The organism is Flagellimonas baculiformis, from assembly GCF_033441575.1.
In the GTDB taxonomy this organism is placed as follows: Bacteria; Bacteroidota; Bacteroidia; order Flavobacteriales; family Flavobacteriaceae; genus Flagellimonas; species Flagellimonas baculiformis.
The window spans coordinates 1-19862 of record NZ_JAUZVW010000007.1; the positions used below are offsets into that span (position 1 = coordinate 1).

The following is a 19862-nucleotide window of genomic DNA, read 5'->3' on the forward strand; positions in this document are numbered from 1 at the left end:
CCAAACCAGAACAGGATAGGAACGGCAAGTACCAACGAAATCCACCTACCCGGGACCCAATCCATAAAAAACATCCCCAGAAGGAAAATGGGAAGCCTTCAGGCACGGTCTCCGGTTCAAAACCCGGTATGGCTTTATTTTGAATTTGGTTCCTGCCATCACCGAAGGATAACATCGAGGGTAAGTTCAAGTCATTGTTACCGAATCTGATTAGTTGATTGAAAGGATGACCCTTGCCATCCCCTGAATGGCAACTTGCACAGCTGGTGCCAACAAACAAGGGGCCAAGACCTTTTTCAACCGTGAAAACATCATCGTTAAAAGCTATATCCCCTGCTAAAAACAGTTGTTGCTCGCTTAAGGACAATCCGTCCAATGGCCCGTCCAACAGCTCAAATTCCATAGGTTCTTCCGGACCCAAATTTTCACAGCCAAATAGAGCGATTAAAGACAGGCCAATAAAGAAATGAATGATTTTAGACATTACTATAATGATATTTATTCCAAAAAAAATATATTTTTAGATAAGTCTAAATATAGATGTAAAATTCTTCAATAAAGAAGTGGTTAAACCTTAAAGGGTTTGTTGATTTAATTATGTAAATCCCGTACTGTGGGAAATGTCGGTTGGCCAGAATGAAAATTTATATTTCGATATTTACTATGGGCTTATGCCCACTTCATCCGCTGCAACCGCACCGCATTAAAAATCGCCAATAACGCCACGCCCACATCCGCAAAGACTGCTTCCCACATGGTAGCCAATCCACCTGCGCCCAGAATGAGCACGATAATTTCGCATAGTAAGCTATACCTAATATTTACTAGAGTATCACATAGGTAGAAAAGCTACTTAACTATCAGCAGTGGGGCCTTGGAGGCATACAGCATTTTTTTTCTTAGCCCCTTTTTGAAAAGTGCCTCAAAAAATCCGTGTTCCCTGTAAAGCAAAACCAATAGGTCTATTGGGGTTTCAGTCAAAAATTCATCGATACCCTCTTCGGGTTTGTCTTCCTCGATAACTGTAAAGAACCATTGCTTAGGTACAAGAAGTTTGCCAAATCTTTCACGAATAAATGCTTTCTCCGGCACTCTTTCCTGTTTGTCCGCTATATGTACAAAGTGCAACTGTGCATTATAGTTTTGCAATAATCTGGACAATATTTCAAAATCTATTCTATTATCCATACTATCCGTATCCACTGCGACCCCGATACGCTTATATGCAGTATAGCTGGCATCTTCAGGTACGGCCAGTACTGGACAAGGCGCCTTTTGTGTCACCTTTTCGGTAACGGTTCCAATAAAAATTTCATCAAATCCCGAAGCCGTGCCCTTGGTACCCATAACGACAAGACAGGTATTCATTTCCTTAGCCAGGCCAGAAATCACATCGACCGTTGCCCCGAAACCGACAATTGCTTGAAATTCCAACTTGTCCAGTTCAGGAAAGCCTCTTAGAAACTTATCCAATTTTTCTTTATTGAGTTTTTCTTGTGATGCTGTGGTATCTGTTACATTGTGTGCCATAGTTGCCATCCCGATGGGCGTACCGGATGGATATGCCACTGAATAGGCGTGGACAAAAACCAGTTTTGATTTCAATTTTTGTGCTAGCCCAATTGCGTAGCTCACCGCATTTTCTGAAACCTGTGTGAAATCTACGGGTATTAAAATTCCTTTATCTTTCATATCATTTTGTTTTTATTGATTTGACTTCATTAATCTTTCTTTTTAGGTTTAATTATTCAATTGAAAAGCAGGTAAAAACCATATAGAATGGCATCTAAAAAGGCAATTGTCAGCACCGCAAGGAACATTGCCACAAAAACCAACAAGCAATACCCTTTCTCCTTTCTGGTTCTTACTTTCCTGTTTATTGAATTCCCCTTTTTTTCCTCTAGTCTCCGCTTTCTTCTTTCCCGTGACATATTATACTGTGCTTTACTAAAATCAACGCACCAATGCTATCCCCTAAGGTCATAAAACCATTCTTCTGCACGTTTGATTCCCTCCGTAATGGCCTTCTCACGAGAATACCCATTCTCCTTTACCAATTCTTGTGCAATTTTGAGGGCCTTCTTCCGAACTGACGGCTGTAGGCCATCAAGTTTTGTTTTGAAATCTTCAAATGTCCAGTCCATATTGTATACTTTTTTTAGAGCTTTCGCCCTTCCATCTCTGCTTTTACAATGCCGCGTTCAAGGGCTTCCTCCTTGGAGCATTGGTTTGTCGTATAGTATTCTTTAGCATACTTTACGGCCAATTTGTGGATGTTTTCATCCAGCATATTGAGCCTCATCGAGCAATCTTTAAAAAGTTCGTCTTTCATCTATCAAAAAAGTTTCAACACGTAAAAAACCATGACCAGTAAATAAACTATATATGCCGCATCAAATACAAAAATCTGCCAACGAGAGAAACCGTGCAGTTCCTTGCTTTGATGCACAAATAGTGTGTAAAGCAGTGGCATAAGCCCGACAAAGGCCAGGTTGACCCAGAACAGTTCAAAGTCCTCAATGGGGGTGGTTACCAAAGCCAGCGGAAAAAATGCCACCGTCATCGTTACGGCATTGTCTGCAATAACACTGGTGGTGCCCGCTGTCACCTCGCCCCCTTTTACCACGCTCCAGGTCTTGAATATTTCCGGTGCCGTGGTCATTATGCCCGTGATGAAAAGGCCTCCCACGATTTCAGAAATATTTAGGGCAGAAACAATATTTTCGGTCGCCTTCACTATGAAAAAAGCGCCAACTGCTATCGCAAAGGCCCCGGCAATCGATAACCAGACCTGTTTTTTGTTCCATTCTACTTTTTTGCCCTTTTCCTTGCCTTTTATGATTGCGTGGGTCAAGAACGCAGCATAGGCCGCCAGCATAATCCACCCGTCCACAGGTTGCAGGCCACGCCAGGGCTTTGGCAGAGTTAAAATGGCCACAAGGGCGATAATGCCCAGATAAGGAAGGGACAGTACGGAAACCGAACGTTTGTTCAACGCCAGAATGTTTTTATCAAGATGTTCTTGATGTTCCTTGTTGTTCTTGAATTGTTTCCTGGAAGCAAAATAAGCTATGGTCACCATCAAGGGAATGGAAATAATATTGGAACCCAATAAGTTGCCCAGGCCAATATCGGAAACGTCCCGTGCCGCACTGGTTATATTGATGGCAACTTCAGGACTGGCCGTTACAAGGGCAAGAAAAGCGGCTCCAGCGGATGCGGTAAGCCCCCATTGCTTGCGGAGCAACTTTAAAGGAGTCAACAATCGATCCGCACCCCAGTGTGCTGCCCAGGCCGCTAGGCCCAAAACGAGTACCCATGGCCATATGTTCATAATTCTGTCATTTTAACATTTCTCTCTTTGCTAGGTTCGATATGGATGTGCACGTCAAGTATCTCGGAATATGACCTGAACAATCTCTCCTTTACTTTGTGTGCAATATCATGGCCCTCGGTCACAGTTAATTCCCCATCGACCCAAATATGCATATCGATATGAAAGGCCGTTCCCATCTTTCGGGAATGGCAGCGCTCTACCCTTACCACTTCAGGAACGGCTTCGGCCAGTCGGATAACCTCATTTCGAAATTCGGGCTCAACAGCTTCGTCCAGCAACTCCCTTACCGATGACCTAGCTATTTTATAGGCATTGAACAGAATAATGCCCGCTGCAATGAGTGCCGCGAAATCATCCGCTATCTCAAACCCTTCGCCACCGATCAATGCTATGGAAATCCCTATAAAAGCGGCTATCGACGTAATGGCATCACTCCTATGGTGAAATGCATCGGCCTTGACGGCCGAACTATTGATTTCATCACCTGTTTTCATGACATAGCGATACAACGCCTCTTTCGTGAGGACAACAAATACCAGTATGAAGAGTGTGAAGGGTGCAGGAGTTTTGTGGGGTACCAGAATATGGTCGATGCTGTCCCTTATGATTATACCACCTGCAATGGTTAGGGCTATGGCAATACCCACCGCCACCAGGGCCTCTATCTTACCGTGTCCGTAGGGATGGTTTTCATCCGGTGGCCTTGACGACCATCTCAACCCGGCCCATAATAGTGCGGATGTCAGCACATCCGCCCCGGATTCGATCGCATCGGCAATAAGGGCATAAGAATGCCCGAACACCCCGCCCAAACCTTTGATCAATGCCAATAATGCACTGATCAAAATACCTACGAGGGTAGTTTTGAGTCCTATTCGGGATATGGCATTTGGATTCCTTTCCAAAATCTTTCTTTTGCTATTTCTTTTCTTCCCAATACGTTATTTGGACAATTTTAAAATTCTAATGGCCCCACGCATCACAAAGGCAAATACAATACCGCCTATGACCAAATCGGGCCATTTACTGTCTAAAAAATAAACCAGCACCCCTGCCAGTATTACCCCGCCGTTCACAATAATGTCGTTTGAGGTAAAGATGGCACTTGCCTGCATATGCGCTTCCTTGCTTTTGGCCTTGTTTATCAACCATAGGGAAACGAGGTTGCCGATAAGGGCGAAAATGGAAACGATAATCATCCATTGGAACAAAGGGGTTTCGCTACTACTCAAAAACCTTCTCACGACTTCCGAAAATCCCAGCAGGGCCAACGCCATCTGAAAATAGCCACTGAATTTCGCCACTTTCTTTTTTCTGGAAATAGCGCCGCCTACGGCAAAAAGGCTCAATGCATATACAATGGAATCGGCCAGCATATCCAGTGAATCGGCAATTAGACCCATCGAGGAAGAAATCCAACCCGTAGTCATTTCGATAACAAAAAAACCAAAATTGATGTACAAGACCCACCAGAGTATCTTCTTTTGTTTGGTCTCATCTTCAGTATTAGGTGCTTCCGCCTTTTCTGTTCCCAAAAGTTTTTCCCCCAACTTTAATGCACCCAATTCCACGTTTATTTCTTGGGCATTCCCTTGATGGTACACATCTAATTTCCTATTCGGAATGTCAAAGTCCAGATATTTGATTTGAGGATTTGACTCCAGTTTCATCCGTATCATCTGTTCTTCTGAAGGGCAATCCATTTGACTTACCTTAAAAGTGCTTTTGTTTATAGTGGACATTTAAATAATCTGTATTAAATTCTACGTTTGGTCTTTTAAATCTTTACTTACTATGGGATTCCATATATTTTTCCAAAATCGATTTTAAGCTCTCCAAATAATCAGCGAACGATTTAATGGTCGGTTTTGCTTCATCATCTACGGGAATCGTTATGGGGTTCTCATCCAAATACCGATAGAGTTCGGGATATTCGTGTTCAATCCTTAGGGTCAATTCGTTGATTTCTTGGGTTAGTTTTTGAATTTTCTTCATCTTCGTTTTTTTTATAATTTTATATATGCAACGCCCTGTCTTCGGTAGCAGCCAAGCAGGCTTCCTTAAAGGTTTCTGAAAATGTGGGGTGTCCGTGGGACATTCTGGCAATATCCTCTGCCGCTGCCCTGAATTCCATCGCCACGACAGCTTCCGTATAACTATCGGCTATGCGCGGACCTATCATATGAACGCCCAAAATTTCATCGGTTTCCTTGTCTGCAATCACTTTTATAAAGCCATCGGTGTCCATACTTATCTTGGCCCGTGCATTGGCCTTAAAGGGAAACGTGCCCGTTTTTATAGCCCTTCCTGCTTCTTTAAGTTCCTCTTCGGTAAGTCCCACGCCGGCTACTTCGGGCTGTGTATAGACAATGTTTGGTATGAGGGAATAATTGATGTGCGGCTTTTGTCCCGCAATGCGTTCGGCCACAAAAACACCTTCTTCACTGGCCTTATGGGCGAGCATCGCACCTCGGACTACATCTCCAATGGCATAGACCCCTTTTACATTGGTTTCCAGGTTATCGTCTACTTTTATTTGTCCTTTTTCGTTGGTTTCCACTCCCACGTTTGCAAGGCCCAAGCCTGATGTAAAAGGTTTTCTCCCAATGGCCATCAGGCAATAGTCGCCTTCCAACTGCATTTCCTTGTCGTCTTTCCTGTTCTGTGCCGTAAGGGTTACTTTATCATCTGCTGCCACAGCTTTTGTGACCTTGTGTTCCAGATAGAACTCGATATCTTGTTTTCTTAGGGACCTGTACAATTGATGCCCTACGGATTTGTCCATTGTATAAATAAGCCCATCAAAATACTCTACGATGGAAACCTTTGAACCTAACCTGGCGAAAACCGAACCTATCTCGACCCCAATGACACCACCTCCAACGACCATCAAGTGTTTGGGGATTTCTTTAAGGGCAAGCGCTTCCGTAGAGGAAATAATCCTTTTTTTATCTATTTCTATGTTGGGCAAGGATGCAGGTTTTGACCCGGTGGCGATGACCATTTTATCGGTTTCTATGGTTTGTGTTTTGTCCTCGCCCTTAATTTCAATGGTGTTTTTGTCCTTGATGTTTCCGTGGCCTTCATAAACGGTAACCTTGTTCTTTTTCATCAGGTAGGCTACCCCGTTGATGATTTCCCCCACGACGTCTTGAACCCTTTGGTTCATTTTTACAATATCTACATTCGCCTCCTTGACATCAATGCCGAAATCCTCGAATTGGTGTTTGAGCTTGTGGTAATGTTCCGATGCTTCCAGCCAGGCTTTTGAAGGGATACAACCCACGTTAAGGCAAGTGCCGCCAAGGGTACTGTACCTTTCGATTATGGCCACTTTAAAGCCCAGTTGTGCAGCACGTATGGCACACATGTAGCCACCTGGACCGGAACCAATAATTGTTATATCATATTTTTCCATAATTGTATTTTTTTGGTTAAATAAGGTGGAAGAACCTTGAACTTGACTCTTGGGCGCAAGGGTTCAAAGTTCTGGAACTCCCACCTGTTATTTTTCCTTACATTTCACGCATATCCCTTTTAATACCAAGTTGACATCGTTTATTTTATAATCACTTGGTAAACTTTCTTCCGGTATTTTATTTGGCAAACAGATTGTTTTCTTACATTCGGTACAATGAAAATGCAGATGTAAATCCGAACCATATTTACCTTTAACGTTTTCATCAGAAATTGCAAATTTTGCCACTCCGGTTCCATCATTAATCTGATGAATAAGTCCCTTCTCCTCAAAAATCTTAAGGTTGCGATAAAAGGTCGTTCTGTTTGCTGTCTTATTGGTTTCGCTCTTTTCGGCAAAGACCTTTTTTAAATCGGAAAAGGACACGGCACTTTGCTTCCTTCTCAGATACCTGTATATCTTGGACCTCATTTGAGTAGGGCGAATACCGTGACTTGACAATATTTTTTCCGTTTTGTTCATTTTTTAATCTTGATTCAAAGGCAATCTCCTTTATTGGATTTATTTTTTATAGGCGAGCAAACGCAATGCATTGACCACCACTACCAACGTAGAGCCTTCGTGAACCGCCACGGCTATGCCGATACTTGCCCAGCTCATTATGGTCGCAGGAATTAAAAGGGCAACAACCCCCAAGCTAACCCATAAGTTTTGCTTGATTATCGCCTTCGCTTTTCTGCTCAAACCGATGGCAAAAGGCAAGGTTTCCAGTTTGTCTGCCATTAGTGCTATATCTGCGGTCTCTAAAGCCACGTCGCTTCCCGCCGCACCCATTGCAATACCAACGGTACTGTTTGCCATAGCAGGGGCATCATTGACCCCATCACCTATCATTGCCAGTTTATTTTCCTGTTCCGCAAGTTTTTTGATGGCCTCCACTTTTTCTTCGGGAAGCAGACTTCCGCGAGCTTCGGTCAAACCGATTTCCTCGGCTACAGCGTCGGCTACTTTCTGGTTGTCGCCGGTAAGCATTATCATTTTCTTGATGCCTATTTCCTTTAGTTGGGCAAGGGTTTCCTTGGCTTTTTCCCGTGGCGTGTCCATTAGCCCCAGCATCCCTATAAATTCATTGCCCCTTTTTATTAGCATCGTGGTCTTTCCTTCCCCTTCAAGCGCTCTTACCTTTTCTGATACATCGCTGGGAACACCTTTATCAATATCCTCAAAAAGCTCAAGGTTGCCTATGTAAATGGAATTCCCTTGATAGTTTGCCTTTATGCCCTTGCCCTGTACGGCTTCCAAATCATCGGCATCGGGAATTTTGGTGTCCTTCCCAAGCCGCTCCATCCCATCCCTTACAACAGCCTTTGCCAGGGGATGGTCACTCAGTTCCTCAACCGCAATCGCGATTTCCAACAGTTCCTTTTTATCTATACTGCCAAAACTTTCGACGTCGGTAAGCTTTGGTTTTCCTTCGGTAAGTGTTCCCGTTTTGTCAAAAGCGAGAGCGGTAAGTACCCCTAAGTCTTCCAAGGGGCGACCGCCTTTTATCAAAACCCCGCCTCGTGCTGCTCTTGCCACACCACTCAATACAGCAGATGGCGTAGAAATGGCCAGGGCACAAGGACTGGCTGCCACAAGTACCGCCAGGGAACGGTACAGGCTTTCATTCCACGTTTCATCGATGACCAAAAAAGCAAAATTTAATACTATGACCAATAAGATTACCGATGGCACGTAGTACCGCTCAAACTTGTCTGTCAATAATTGTGTGGGCGATTTTTGGTCCTGGGCCTCTTGAACCATAGTGACCAAGCGGTTGAGGGTAGAATCTTTTGCCTCTTTAATCACCTTTATTTCGAGGGTATTGTTGCCATTGATAGTTCCTGAAAATACACGGTTCTCGTCGGGAATATCGCTTTTTGCTGTATATTCCTTATCGGGATTTTCTATTGGTGTTTTGTCCACTGGAACGCTTTCCCCGGTAATGGGTGACTGGTCTATACTACTATTGCCCTTTACAATAACACCATCAGCAGATATTTTACTGTTGGGGCGTACCACGATAGTATCACCTATCTGTAACTCTTCTATACCGACTTCAACGGTATCGTCATCCTTCTTTAATAGTGCGGTTTTAGGCGCAAGGTCTGTTAACGCTGCAATGGATTTCTTGGCCTTGCCCATTGCATAGTTTTCCAGTGCGTGACCCAAACTAAACAGGAACAGCAACAAGGCACCTTCTGCCCATTCGCCCAAATAGGCGGCTCCTGCAGCTGCGACCAGCATCAGGAAATCGATTTCAAATCCGCCCTTGGAAATCTTGACGATGGCCTCCTTCAAGGTAAAATAGCCACCGAAAAAGTAGGCCGCAATATAGAGCCAAAAAGGAATGTTTTCTGAAACCCCGGTAAATTTCTCCAATAGGAAACCCGTAATTAGTGTGACCCCGCTTAAAATAGCAAAATAGAGTTCGGTGTTTTTGCCGAAGATGCCGCCGTGGTCGTGGTTGTGGCCATCGTCTTTGCTGTGTTTTTCCTTGTCTTTCATATTATTAATGGTTTTGTTATCGTTAATTAAGATTTAATCCAGTTTTGGGCTTGTAATTTGTTAAAGGTTAACATTTTTGCTATTTCCAATTCATTTTTTGCAAACGTATTGCATTGAGAATGGCAACGAACGAAACACCTACATCGGCAAACACAGCCTCCCACATCGTAGCCAAACCGATGGCACCCAAAATGAGAAAAATCCCTTTTACCCCAAAAGTAAGACCAATATTTTGCCATACGATACGGCGTGTTGAGCGTCCAATTTGGATTCCTCGGGCCATCCTGCTCGGCTGGTCGGTCTGGATGATAACGTCTGCGGTCTCTATGGCCACATCGCTGCCCAAACCACCCATTGCAATACCCACATCACTGGCTGCGAGCACGGGTGCATCGTTGATGCCGTCGCCCATAAATGCTACCGTGGATTCAGGTTGTTCCTTGAGCTTTTCGACCTCGTTGAGCTTATCTTCGGGTAGCAAGCCGCCTTTGGCCCAATCAATATTCAGTTCCTTGGCAACTTGTTGGGTTATGGAATCCTTGTCTCCAGAGAGCATTATGATTTTAGCTATTCCGGCCACCCGAATCTGTTGAATGGTGTGATGCGCGTCTTCCTTAAGTTCATCGGCAATGGTCACATAGCCTGCGAATTTTCCATCGATGGCGACCATCACTATAGATTCGACTATCACATCGGTTTCAGGTGGAACATCAACACTATTGGAAGTCATCAATGCTTTGTTGCCGACCAAGACCTGCTTATGGTTGACTGTGCCCTTTAATCCCTTACCGGCAACTTCAGAAACTTCGGATGCCTTAAAATCAGTACCGTCCGCTTTGTATTCCAGAATTGCCTTTGCAATGGGGTGGGTAGATTGTTCTTCCATCGCCATCAGGTATTTCATAAATTCCACTTCCGCAAAAGCGGATGTATTTATCACTTCCTTAATCTTAAAGACCCCTTTGGTAACGGTTCCGGTTTTGTCCATCACCACAGTATTCACTTTGGTCATTGCATCGAGAAAGGATGCACCTTTGAACAGGATTCCGTTGCGCGATGCCGCACCCAGACCGCCGAAATAGCCCAGTGGAATGGAAATGACCAAGGCACAAGGGCAGGAAATCACCAAGAAAATTAAAGCTCGGTATAGCCAATCCCTAAACACATATTCATCGACAAAAAAGTATGGTAACAAAGTGAGTCCGATAGCAAGGAAAACCACGATGGGCGTATAAATCCGTGCAAACTTCCTAATAAATAATTCGGTCTTTGATTTCCGGGCCGTGGCATTCTGTACCATCTCCAGAATACGGGCGATGGAACTGTCCTTGAATTTCTTGGTGGTTTCTACTTCGATGACACCGTCGAGATTGATGCTTCCCGCAAAGACTTTTTCGTTCTGTGTTATGGTGTCGGGTTTGCTTTCGCCAGTAATGGCAGCTGTATTGAGCGATGCTTTGTTTGATAGCAGTTTGCCATCCAATGGGATTTTTTCGCCCACCCGTACCTGTATCTTCTCGCCAATATTGACCGTTTCGGGATTGACGGAAACGAAGTCCCCATTACGATAGACCAATGCCTCGTCCGGTCGTGCATCCAGAAGTGCCCTAATGTTTCCTTTGGCACGGTTTACGGCAGCATTTTGGAACAGTTCGCCCACGGCATAGAACAACATCACGGCAACGCCCTCTGGATATTCGCCTATGGCAAATGCTCCCAAGGTTGCGATGGACATCAGGAAAAATTCTGTAAAGAAATCGCCATTTTTAATACTTTCCCATCCCTCCTTGATGACGGGAAAGCCAACAGGGATGTAAGCCACCGTGTACCACACAATCCTGACCCATCCCTTAAAGAAAGGAAAGGCATCGAAATAGTCAATGGCAATACCAACTATGAGCATCACAAAGCTGAAAATTGCCGGTAAATAGGTTTTGAGCTTTTTTTCGGTTGCTGAAATTACAGTGGACTGTTTCCCTTTTAGCTCCCGTAGCTGTAGTTTTTTCTTTTTCATCCTTTTGTTGAGACCCAGGTCATTGCCTGCTCTTTATTTTTACTATCAAAAAATTTAACTTCAGACTTTATGAAAAAATCAGTTGCCTTCGCGGCCCATTCCTGCCATTTTTTATTGCCCACAAAGGCCATCTTGCCATAATCTCCCAAATGAGCCGAATCAATCTTTAGGTCTTCCCAAAAGCCTTTAAGGGTATAGCCTTTTAAATCTTCCATTTCAAAATAGAAATCCACTTTATGCCCTTTTTCTATGATGTTGTGGATAAGCGGATGCATCTTTTCCATATCCTTTTCCGTAAGTTTCCCGCTGATTTTAGCGGCAATAAGATGTTCTTGTTCTAAGTTTATTATCTGTAACATATTTGTATATCTTTATATTAATCTATTTAAAATATTAGTGCGTTGTATGTGCAAATATCCATTGGCCTACACTTACTTTTCTTAATTATAAAGCGCCTTCTCTTTTCCTAAGTGCAAGATGGCTTCGGGCAAATCGAGTTCGCGCGTTCCGTTGCCCGTTCTAATATAAAACCGTGACCTCCCGTCTTGACTTAGATAGACTGGTGTTTTGGCCGGGTCTATTTCTATGTAGCACACGTCATTTTCTCCATATCTGTAAAAAGATACATTTACAGCCGTACATAAATGGGTTCCCAATTTTAAAGATATCAACTGCATCAGGTATTGCTCAAAACCATCTGTACCCGGTTTTTTCAAGGTGTCAAAATCCTGGTTTAGACCGAGGATGTTGCCGTTATCGTCTACTCCTATAAGCAAATTACCACCGTTGGTGTTCATAAAACCCGCTATGGTCTTGATAATTACAAATTCCAACTGTTTATTCACTTTGGATTGACGTAAATCCCATCGCAGACTTGATTTGAACTCCACCAAATCATTCTCGCCTTTTTTAATGAGTTCCAGCAGGGTTTGCCCATCCATCCGTTTCCTGTTCAGTTGAAAAATCTTTTTTCTGAAAAAGACCATCAAGGCAAGGCTGCTTCCCAATATTCCGAACAACAGGTTTTTAAGGACTTGGTCAACATCGGTAAAACCCCATACGGTTTCAAAAGCCTCGCCAAGATAGCTTGGCCAGTGACCGGAATCGCCCGACCGGTCAAAGAGAAAAAGGGATAGGCCCAAGGGTTGCAGTATAAAGACCCCAAAGGCAAAGCCTGCCAAAAGCCATATCCCTATTTTTCTTCTTTGCATAGATAACGGTGTTATGGTCGTTCGGTCAAAAGCAAAACACTGTTATTTTTTGTCCTTTAACAGGAACGTCTTGCGTTTCTCAAACTCCTCTTCGTCGATTTCGCCGCGGGCGTACCGCTCCCTCAGGGCTTCCATTGCCCTGTCCTTTCTGTTTTTCTGTCCCGGTGTGGGGTAGGGAATCAGGAATATCCAGAAGATGAGGATTATCCATAACCCCCACCATATCCAGTGCATTCCCCCAAAATACCAATCGTCCATCATAATTTTCTAGATTTAAAGATTCATGTTTCAGTTACTATTGCTATTGCTTGTTTGTTCGAGCCAGTTGTTGGCCATGTTTCCATCTTCAGGTCCGAAATATTTTATGTGGGCTTCACTAAACGGCAATAGCGATTCGGTAAACCGTTCTTGCCATGTTTTTTCGCCCACCAAGGCTATTTTCTTAAGCCGTGCTTCTTCGGGAAAGGAAATATCCAACCTCTCACCGCTGCTTTTCTTCACTCCTTTTTTGCGAGGCTCCATTTCCATATACCAAGCGGCCAGTTCATTGCTTTTCAAATGTTCATTCAGGGCCTTGACTAAGGTCGCCCCATCATCGGCATCCAGCTCTTGATCTGCGATGGTATATAAGATTTGGTCTTTTTTATAGATTGCTATCATCGTCGTATTCTTTTGATATTATTGTCCTTAAAGGTTACTCCAAATTGCCATTGCATTTATTGCATACTCCCGTTACGACCAGATTGATATCCTCTGCCATATATCCTTGGGGCAGGTTTACCTGCGGGATTTTACGGTCGGTCAAACAAACGGTCTCGTTGCACCGGGTGCAATGAAAATGCAGGTGCAGGTCGTTGCCCACCTCACATTCACAGTCTTCCTCACAGAGCGCATATTTCATAATGCCCGTACCGTCCTCTATTTGATGTACGATGCCTTTTTCCTCAAATGTTTTCATCGTCCGGAAAAGGGTACTCCTTTCCGACTTCTCGAAGAAACTCTCCAATTCGCCCAAACTGATGGCCACCTCGTTTTCCAGTAACTTTTTATAGGTCAACAGACGCATCGGGGTGGGTCGTATTCCCTTGCTCTCCAATTTTTTGACGATTTTTTCCATGTGCGATGGGTCAGAGGTCGTACCGTTTTAAGGATTCCCCCGTTTTGATCTGGAAGGCATCCTCAATATCCGATAAATAGATGATACCGTCCCCTGGGTCGGGCGTTTTACCGTTTTCCGTAATAATATCGATTGCCGATTGTGCTTCTTCATTTTGACATACCAGCTCCACTTTTACCACCGGACTATCGGTTACGTGAAAATCCAATGAGGGCTTCGCGCCTTTTGCTTTGAATGCTCCAGTACCCTCCGCCTGTGAAAGCGTCATACTTTTAAAACCTTTATCGCTAAGGGCTTCGATGACCCTTTGTATCCTGTTCGGTTTAACAAATGCTTTTATTTCTTTCATTTTTAAAATGTTTAAATTTTTAATCGATTTTGAACCGAGCCTGTTCTTTAATTTTTAACTAACTAAATTAAGTCGATAAACAAACTCGGAATCAAAATCCTTGATTTTTAGAGAATTAATGTCCGTGCTCCAATTCGCCTTTCACCATTTCTGAAGAAAGAGTATAGGCCCCATTTGTTACTATTTTGATATTTTCGGGTGTTCCTGCAGGCAGGTTAACTTCTACAAACCCCAGATCGTTGACCCCCGTGCTCACGGGGATGCGTTTATATTTCATTTTATTTTCAACAGGTTCTTCATCCTCATCCATGATGAAGATATAAGACTGTTCACCTTCCTGGACAATAGCTTCCTCGGGAACAGCAAAGCCTGATTTTTCTCCTTGTACAATTCTTCCCTCCACATACATTCCGGGCAAAAGGTCCTTGTCTTTATTCTCGATATCTGCCAATACCTCTATGGCCTTCGGATCGCTCTCAAACGTCTGCCCTATGGAACGCACGGTGGCCTTTAACAATTCATTAGGTTTTGAGGCTGTTGAAAAATAAATCTGTTGTCCCTCCTTGACCTGCTTGATGTCCTTTTCATATACTTTGAAATTGACATAGATTTTCGAATTATCGCTTATCGAGAACATTTTGGATTGTGGGGCCACATAATCGCCCAGGCTTACCATTACTTCGCCCACATAGCCACTAATGGGCGTAATAATGGGGATGGCAGAATAGATCTCCCCTTCGGCCACTTTGGAAGGGTCCAGTCCCAACAAGCGTAGTTTGGACTTTAGGCCGTTTACACTGGAAGTGGTGGAACGAAATTTGGATTGCGCCATTTGGAATTCCTTGCCAGAGGAAACCCCTTTGTCATAGAGGGTCTTTTTGCGCTCAAAATCCTGCTTTAAAAATACCAGTTCGTCATTCTTTTCCTGGTATTCCTGTTGCATGGCGATGATATCCGGGTGTTCTATATAGGCCAACACCTGTCCCTTGCGCACAATGTTGCCCGGTACTACCTTGATCGAGCTAACATTTCCACCAATAAAGGGACTAATGTTTGCCCTGTCCTGTGGGAAGAGTTCGAGTGTTCCTGTTACCTTAATGTTGTTCCCTAAATTACGTTCCTCCAGAGGTTTCGTTTCCAGACCGATGGTTTCGGCCTGTTGTTTTGTAAGTTCAACAACACCTTCTTCCCCTTCTTCCCCTTCGTGGCCACCTTCTTCTTCGTCGTGACCCTCTTCTCCGTGCGCATCTTCTCCAGGTGCTTCGGTTTTTGATACGCCTTCCGTTTCGTTATGCCCAAGCTCGGATTTTGGAGCATCATTACAACTCATAAACATAAGTGTAAATAATACGGTGCTTACTAATAATATATTCTTCATTTTTCTTTTTTTAAGGTTATAAATTGCCCAATTGATATTGCATATCAATGGTCTGCTGGTTAAACTGATTGATGTACTGTAAATGATTTTGTTTTATCCTGATGGCACTGTTGAGAATCGTGATGTAATTGACATAATCTATTTCGCCTTCCTTGGATGCCAATTGCGCTGTGGTAATTTGTTGTTCTGCCAACAATAGTGCGCCTTCTTCGTAATATTGCAAAATCTTCTTTGTCTTTTCAAGAGATTTGGCCAACTGCGACACGCGACTTTCTGTAACCGCCTTTTGCTCCAAATACTGATTCTCTGCTACCATTGCGTCTGCCTTGGCTGCCTTTACCCTTGACTTCTGGGGAAAAAACCACAACGGAATACTAATACCTGCCTGATAGGTGTTGAAGCCTGACACTTCATCTACTACTTGTCTTCCATAGGAAAAACTGAATTTCGGTAGGAATTGTGATTTCTCAACACCCACGTTTGCTTTACTTACTTCGGCATTTTGTAATGCATATTGCAACATTGGGTTATTGGCCACCGAAATGGAATCCAATGTCGCCATAAAATCCAATGTTTTGTATGGTTCACTAATGGTCTCAATGGATTCATCGGTTCCTAAATATTGTTTTAAGGCGCGCTTGGCAATTTCAATATCATCAAAGGCTTGTTGCCTTAATACTTGAATCTGTTGAAATTCGGAAGAGGCGGCAATAAATTCCAGTTTGCCCGTTTCCCCGGTATCATAGCGAAGTTGGGCAGCAGTCTTAAAATTGACATAAATACTGTCCAATTGGTCTGCAAAACGCAACTGTGCCTTGTAATAATTAATTTGGTCATACGCCTGCATCACATTACGCACCAATTGTTGTTCACTGGCCACATAAAACTTTTCTCCCAAGGCAATACGCTCTTTGTAAAACTTCGATTTTGAAAACCCGGAAAGCAAATCAATGTTGCCCTGTTGCACACCAACGGTTGTCTGCACTCCAGGAAGATTATTTCCATATTCTTCTTTGCCCGTGAAAACTTGAGTGCTACCAAGGTCAAAACTCGTTCCCTTTAGTGCCTTTTCCCGTTCAATAAATGCTTGGCTTTCTTTAAGTGATGGATAATTCTGTTTAGCCACAGCAATGGCCTCATCAATGGTCAAGGTCTTTGGGATTGTACCATCTTGATTGGTGTCTTGGGCAAATGAAGTACTAGAAGCCATCAAACCTCCAACCATCAAAAATATGGTTATAATATTCGTGGATTTGTTGATATAGCTTACATCGCCATCATTTTCTTTCTTTTCTTTTCGTGATTCAAGCCAATAGTATAATACGGGAAGGACTACAAGCGTTAAAAAAGTAGCTGTAAGCAATCCTCCAATAACAACCGTTGCTAAAGGTCGTTGCACTTCCGCGCCACCAGAGGTAGAAACCGCCATTGGGATAAAGCCCATAATGGCTGCGGTTGCCGTCAATAAAATTGGGCGTAAACGCTCGTGGGTGGCTTCGTATATTCTGTCTTTTAAGTTTGTCATTCCACTTTCTTTTAATTCATTGAATTTGTTTATCAGTACCAATCCGTTTAAAACTGCAACCCCAAAGAGCACGATAAAGCCAACACCTGCGGAAATACTAAATGGCATTCCACGAACCCACAAAGCAAATACGCCACCAATGGCCGCCAAAGGCACTGCCATATAAATCATTACCGATTGTGAGAACGAACTCAAGGCAAAATAAAGCAATATGAATATTAAGAAAAGTGCAATAGGCACTACAATCATCAATCGGTCAGAAGCACGTTGTAGGTTTTCGAACGAACCTCCGTAGGTTACAAAATAACCAGGTGGCAATTTTACTTGTGTTTCCAGTTTTTGCTGTATTTCCTCGACCATCGATTTTACGTCACGGCCACGGACATTGACCCCTACTGAAATACGACGGGAGGTATTGTCCCTTGAAATTTGCATCGGTCCGGGTTTATAACTGATTTCCGCCACTTCCTTTAATGGTACTTGCGCTCCATTTGGTAAATCGATATAAAGATTTTTAAGGTTGTTGATGTCTTGTCTAAATTCCTTTGCCAATCGGATAACCACATCGAACCGTTTTTCGCCTTCAAAAATTACACCTGCTTCTTCTCCTGCAAAGGCGGCACTTACATAATCATTCAATTTATCCACGGTTACACCGTATTGTGCCATTTTTGCGCGATTGTATTCCACCGTCATTTGAGGTAAGCCACTTGTAGCTTCCACATTGAGGTCAGCCGCTCCGGGTACAGTTCTAATGACCGCAGCGATTTCCTGTACCTTGTCTGCCAAAACGCCCAAATCTTCCCCATATAGTTTAATGGCAACATCTTCTCGGACACCCGTCAATAATTCATTAAAACGAAGTTCTACAGGTTGGGTAAACACGAAATTTACGCCTGGAACAACTGAAATTTTTTCCTGTATTTTTTCGATAAGTTCTTCTTTGCTGTCTGCTGAAGTCCATTTGCTCTTATCTTTTTCAAGAATGATATAACTATCCGCAATGTCCATAGGCATTGGGTCGGTTGGGATTTCGGCAACCCCAATTCTTGAAATTACTGTTTTTACTTCTGGAAATTCATTGATTAAATTTTGAAGTTTTTTTGAAGCCTCGATGGACTCCGTAAGACTGCTACCTGGTTTTATCAACGCTTGAAACGCAATATCGCCCTCATCAAATTTTGGGATAAATTCGCCGCCCATGTTGCTGAAGATAAATCCTGCGATTAATAGTAGGGTAACTGCGCCTATAACGACACCAGCCCGAAAACGAAGTGCAAAATTGAGCAACGGTACATATCCTCTATTTAGCCCAGACATTATTTTATCACTGAACCTATCAATTTTATTTTCAAACTTGGCAAACCAACCGTTTTGGTTCTTTGCTGGTTTCAAGAACATCGACGAAATCATTGGGACGTAAGTAAGACAAAGGATAATCGCTCCTAAAACGGCAAATCCAAAGGTAAAAGCCATTGGACGGAACATTTTTCCTTCCACACCAGTCAAAAAGAGAATCGGTGTAAATACAATAAGGATAATCAATTGTCCGAAAAATGCCGAATTCATCATCGTACTTGCCGATTCGTAGGCTATTTCATCCATTTCGGGCTGACCTATGGCAGTTGTGGTTTTTTTCATCCGTTGATGGATATGAAAAACCATTCCTTCAACAATGATTACCGCACCATCCACGATGATTCCAAAGTCGATTGCACCCAAGGACATTAAATTTGCCCACACCCCAAATTGTTTCATCAAAATAAATGCGAATAGTAATGATAATGGGATTACCGAAGCTGTAATCAAACCACCACGGAAGCTTCCCAACAATAACACCAAAACAAAAATCACAATCAGCGAACCTTCAATCAAGTTTTTTTCTACGGTACTTGTGGTTCTTCCAATCAATTCACTTCGGCTTAAAAACGGTGCTATATATACACCTTCCGGCAAGGATTTTTGTATTTCATCAATACGGTTTTGTACATTTTCTATCACAGTACCAGGGCTTTCGCCTTTAAGCATCAAAATCTGTCCGCCTACAGTTTCGTGACCGTCTTGGGTAAATGCACCATAACGCACTTGGTTTCCGTAACCCACTTTTTCGGCAACGTCCCTTACCAAGACAGGGCTTCCATTTTGAGTGGTCACAACCGTGTTTTCCAAATCGGCGATACTTCGAGCCAGCCCTTCGCCACGGATAAAATTGGCTTGGTGGTTTTTTTCAATGTAAGCACCACCGGTATTAGCATTGTTCACTTTAAGAGCTTCAAATACCTGATTCATTGTAATGCCAAAACTTTTTAGTTTATCAGGATTAATGGCAACTTCGTATTGTTTTACATAACCTCCAAAGGCATTGACCTCGACGACTCCGGGGACTAACGCCATTTGGCGTTTTACAATCCAGTCCTGTATGGTGCGAAGCTCCATGGCATCATATTTGTCCTCATAGCCTTCTTTTACTTTTAAGGTATATTGAAAAATTTCGCCCAGACCTGTTGTTATGGGAGCCATAAAAGGTGTGCCAAAACCTTCGGGGATTTCTCCGGCAACTTCGGTTAATTTCTCTTGTACCAATTGCCGGGGAAGATAAGTGCCTGCCTCGTCCTTAAAAACAATGGTAACCACGGACAGCCCAAAACGGGATACTGAACGCAGCTCGATGACGTCAGGAAGATTGGCCATTGCCAATTCTACGGGATAGGTAACAAATTGTTCTATATCTTCTGTCCCCAAGTTTGGGGCCACGGTTATTACCTGTACTTGGTTGTTTGTTATATCGGGTACAGAACCCAAGTTTATAGTGGCCATAGACCAAATGCCCGTACCAACCAATGCCACTATAAATAAGCCAATAATAAATTTATTATTAATGGAAAATGAAATGATTTTGTTAATCATAGAAAAAGTATTAATTCAGTTTAAACATCGCAATGCAAAGAGATGCAATGCGTTTA

At 43.1% G+C, this 19862-nt stretch carries 19 protein-coding genes and 1 pseudogene; all 20 read right to left on the minus strand.

The window, feature by feature from the left end:
* Nucleotides 1–484 (minus strand): annotated as a pseudogene (locus SD450_RS10975) (hypothetical protein); the annotation flags it as partial.
* Between the two features lie 365 nt (nt 485–849).
* Entirely contained in the window at nt 850–1692 is an 843-nt protein-coding gene (locus SD450_RS10980) for a universal stress protein (protein WP_151891739.1), read from the minus strand.
* A gap of 275 nt (nt 1693–1967) precedes the next feature.
* Complete coding sequence (locus tag SD450_RS10985; protein WP_162987829.1) at nt 1968–2144, minus strand: hypothetical protein; 177 nt, start codon at nt 2142–2144, stop codon at nt 1968–1970.
* A 14-nt stretch (nt 2145–2158) separates the two neighbouring features.
* Nucleotides 2159–2332 carry a hypothetical protein gene (locus SD450_RS10990; protein ID WP_164732281.1) on the minus strand — a complete coding sequence of 58 codons (174 nt, stop codon included), beginning with the start codon at nt 2330–2332 and terminating at the stop codon, nt 2159–2161.
* A gap of 3 nt (nt 2333–2335) precedes the next feature.
* Nucleotides 2336–3334 carry a sodium:calcium antiporter gene (locus SD450_RS10995; RefSeq protein ID WP_036383486.1) on the minus strand — a complete coding sequence of 333 codons (999 nt, stop codon included), beginning with the start codon at nt 3332–3334 and terminating at the stop codon, nt 2336–2338.
* Nucleotides 3331–4242, minus strand: a complete 912-nt coding sequence (locus tag SD450_RS11000) for a cation diffusion facilitator family transporter (protein ID WP_318344522.1) — start codon at nt 4240–4242, stop codon at nt 3331–3333. Before SD450_RS11000 ends, SD450_RS10995 begins: the two co-directional genes overlap by 4 nt.
* A gap of 36 nt (nt 4243–4278) precedes the next feature.
* A complete protein-coding gene (locus tag SD450_RS11005) occupies nt 4279–5079 on the minus strand; it encodes a cation transporter (protein WP_036383482.1) in 801 nt (266 codons plus the stop codon).
* A 43-nt stretch (nt 5080–5122) separates the two neighbouring features.
* The gene (locus tag SD450_RS11010) at nt 5123–5332 is read right to left on the minus strand and encodes a hypothetical protein (protein WP_036383480.1); all 210 of its coding nucleotides are present in this window, start codon (nt 5330–5332) and stop codon (nt 5123–5125) included.
* 19 nt (nt 5333–5351) lie between these two features.
* Nucleotides 5352–6755, minus strand: coding sequence for a dihydrolipoyl dehydrogenase (gene lpdA, locus SD450_RS11015; RefSeq protein WP_036383477.1), 1404 nt, complete (start codon nt 6753–6755; stop codon nt 5352–5354).
* 87 nt (nt 6756–6842) lie between these two features.
* Nucleotides 6843–7277 carry a Fur family transcriptional regulator gene (locus SD450_RS11020; protein WP_036383475.1) on the minus strand — a complete coding sequence of 145 codons (435 nt, stop codon included), beginning with the start codon at nt 7275–7277 and terminating at the stop codon, nt 6843–6845.
* A 39-nt stretch (nt 7278–7316) separates the two neighbouring features.
* Entirely contained in the window at nt 7317–9305 is a 1989-nt protein-coding gene (locus SD450_RS11025) for a heavy metal translocating P-type ATPase (RefSeq protein ID WP_051947305.1), read from the minus strand.
* Nucleotides 9306–9384: 79 nt separating this feature from the next.
* Nucleotides 9385–11319: a heavy metal translocating P-type ATPase gene (locus SD450_RS11030; RefSeq protein ID WP_036383473.1), complete on the minus strand. Its 1935-nt coding sequence runs from the start codon at nt 11317–11319 to the stop codon at nt 9385–9387.
* A complete protein-coding gene (locus SD450_RS11035) occupies nt 11316–11678 on the minus strand; it encodes a SpoIIAA family protein (protein ID WP_036383471.1) in 363 nt (120 codons plus the stop codon). Before SD450_RS11035 ends, SD450_RS11030 begins: the two co-directional genes overlap by 4 nt.
* A gap of 81 nt (nt 11679–11759) precedes the next feature.
* Nucleotides 11760–12530: an AlbA family DNA-binding domain-containing protein gene (locus tag SD450_RS11040; protein ID WP_036383468.1), complete on the minus strand. Its 771-nt coding sequence runs from the start codon at nt 12528–12530 to the stop codon at nt 11760–11762.
* Between the two features lie 42 nt (nt 12531–12572).
* Nucleotides 12573–12791, minus strand: coding sequence for an SHOCT domain-containing protein (locus SD450_RS11045; protein WP_036383466.1), 219 nt, complete (start codon nt 12789–12791; stop codon nt 12573–12575).
* A gap of 27 nt (nt 12792–12818) precedes the next feature.
* Nucleotides 12819–13190: a SpoIIAA family protein gene (locus SD450_RS11050; protein ID WP_094998958.1), complete on the minus strand. Its 372-nt coding sequence runs from the start codon at nt 13188–13190 to the stop codon at nt 12819–12821.
* Nucleotides 13191–13224: 34 nt separating this feature from the next.
* Complete coding sequence (locus SD450_RS11055) at nt 13225–13647, minus strand: Fur family transcriptional regulator (RefSeq protein WP_036383462.1); 423 nt, start codon at nt 13645–13647, stop codon at nt 13225–13227.
* A 10-nt stretch (nt 13648–13657) separates the two neighbouring features.
* A complete protein-coding gene (locus SD450_RS11060; protein ID WP_036383461.1) occupies nt 13658–13996 on the minus strand; it encodes a P-II family nitrogen regulator in 339 nt (112 codons plus the stop codon).
* A 115-nt stretch (nt 13997–14111) separates the two neighbouring features.
* A complete protein-coding gene (locus SD450_RS11065) occupies nt 14112–15326 on the minus strand; it encodes an efflux RND transporter periplasmic adaptor subunit (protein ID WP_226789944.1) in 1215 nt (404 codons plus the stop codon).
* 64 nt (nt 15327–15390) lie between these two features.
* The gene (locus SD450_RS11070; RefSeq protein WP_151891738.1) at nt 15391–19806 is read right to left on the minus strand and encodes a CusA/CzcA family heavy metal efflux RND transporter; all 4416 of its coding nucleotides are present in this window, start codon (nt 19804–19806) and stop codon (nt 15391–15393) included.
* Between the last annotated feature and the right edge of the window lie 56 nt (nt 19807–19862).

What these genes read in the sequence shown, in the direction of transcription:
- SD450_RS11065 (WP_226789944.1), bottom strand. Translation starts at nt 15,326, where the DNA reads ATGAGTTGTAATGATGCTCCAAAATCCGAGCTTGGGCATAACGAAACG.
- SD450_RS11070 (WP_151891738.1), bottom strand. Translation starts at nt 19,806, where the DNA reads ATGATTAACAAAATCATTTCATTTTCCATTAATAATAAATTTATTATT.
- SD450_RS11025 (WP_051947305.1), bottom strand. Translation starts at nt 9,305, where the DNA reads ATGAAAGACAAGGAAAAACACAGCAAAGACGATGGCCACAACCACGAC.
- SD450_RS10985 (WP_162987829.1), bottom strand. Translation starts at nt 2,144, where the DNA reads ATGGACTGGACATTTGAAGATTTCAAAACAAAACTTGATGGCCTACAG.
- SD450_RS11010 (WP_036383480.1), bottom strand. Translation starts at nt 5,332, where the DNA reads ATGAAGAAAATTCAAAAACTAACCCAAGAAATCAACGAATTGACCCTA.
- SD450_RS11035 (WP_036383471.1), bottom strand. Translation starts at nt 11,678, where the DNA reads ATGTTACAGATAATAAACTTAGAACAAGAACATCTTATTGCCGCTAAA.
- SD450_RS11020 (WP_036383475.1), bottom strand. Translation starts at nt 7,277, where the DNA reads ATGAACAAAACGGAAAAAATATTGTCAAGTCACGGTATTCGCCCTACT.
- SD450_RS10990 (WP_164732281.1), bottom strand. Translation starts at nt 2,332, where the DNA reads ATGAAAGACGAACTTTTTAAAGATTGCTCGATGAGGCTCAATATGCTG.
- SD450_RS11045 (WP_036383466.1), bottom strand. Translation starts at nt 12,791, where the DNA reads ATGATGGACGATTGGTATTTTGGGGGAATGCACTGGATATGGTGGGGG.
- SD450_RS10995 (WP_036383486.1), bottom strand. Translation starts at nt 3,334, where the DNA reads ATGAACATATGGCCATGGGTACTCGTTTTGGGCCTAGCGGCCTGGGCA.
- SD450_RS11005 (WP_036383482.1), bottom strand. Translation starts at nt 5,079, where the DNA reads ATGTCCACTATAAACAAAAGCACTTTTAAGGTAAGTCAAATGGATTGC.
- SD450_RS11050 (WP_094998958.1), bottom strand. Translation starts at nt 13,190, where the DNA reads ATGATAGCAATCTATAAAAAAGACCAAATCTTATATACCATCGCAGAT.
- lpdA (WP_036383477.1), bottom strand. Translation starts at nt 6,755, where the DNA reads ATGGAAAAATATGATATAACAATTATTGGTTCCGGTCCAGGTGGCTAC.
- SD450_RS11030 (WP_036383473.1), bottom strand. Translation starts at nt 11,319, where the DNA reads ATGAAAAAGAAAAAACTACAGCTACGGGAGCTAAAAGGGAAACAGTCC.
- SD450_RS11060 (WP_036383461.1), bottom strand. Translation starts at nt 13,996, where the DNA reads ATGAAAGAAATAAAAGCATTTGTTAAACCGAACAGGATACAAAGGGTC.
- SD450_RS10980 (WP_151891739.1), bottom strand. Translation starts at nt 1,692, where the DNA reads ATGAAAGATAAAGGAATTTTAATACCCGTAGATTTCACACAGGTTTCA.
- SD450_RS11040 (WP_036383468.1), bottom strand. Translation starts at nt 12,530, where the DNA reads ATGCAAAGAAGAAAAATAGGGATATGGCTTTTGGCAGGCTTTGCCTTT.
- SD450_RS11055 (WP_036383462.1), bottom strand. Translation starts at nt 13,647, where the DNA reads ATGGAAAAAATCGTCAAAAAATTGGAGAGCAAGGGAATACGACCCACC.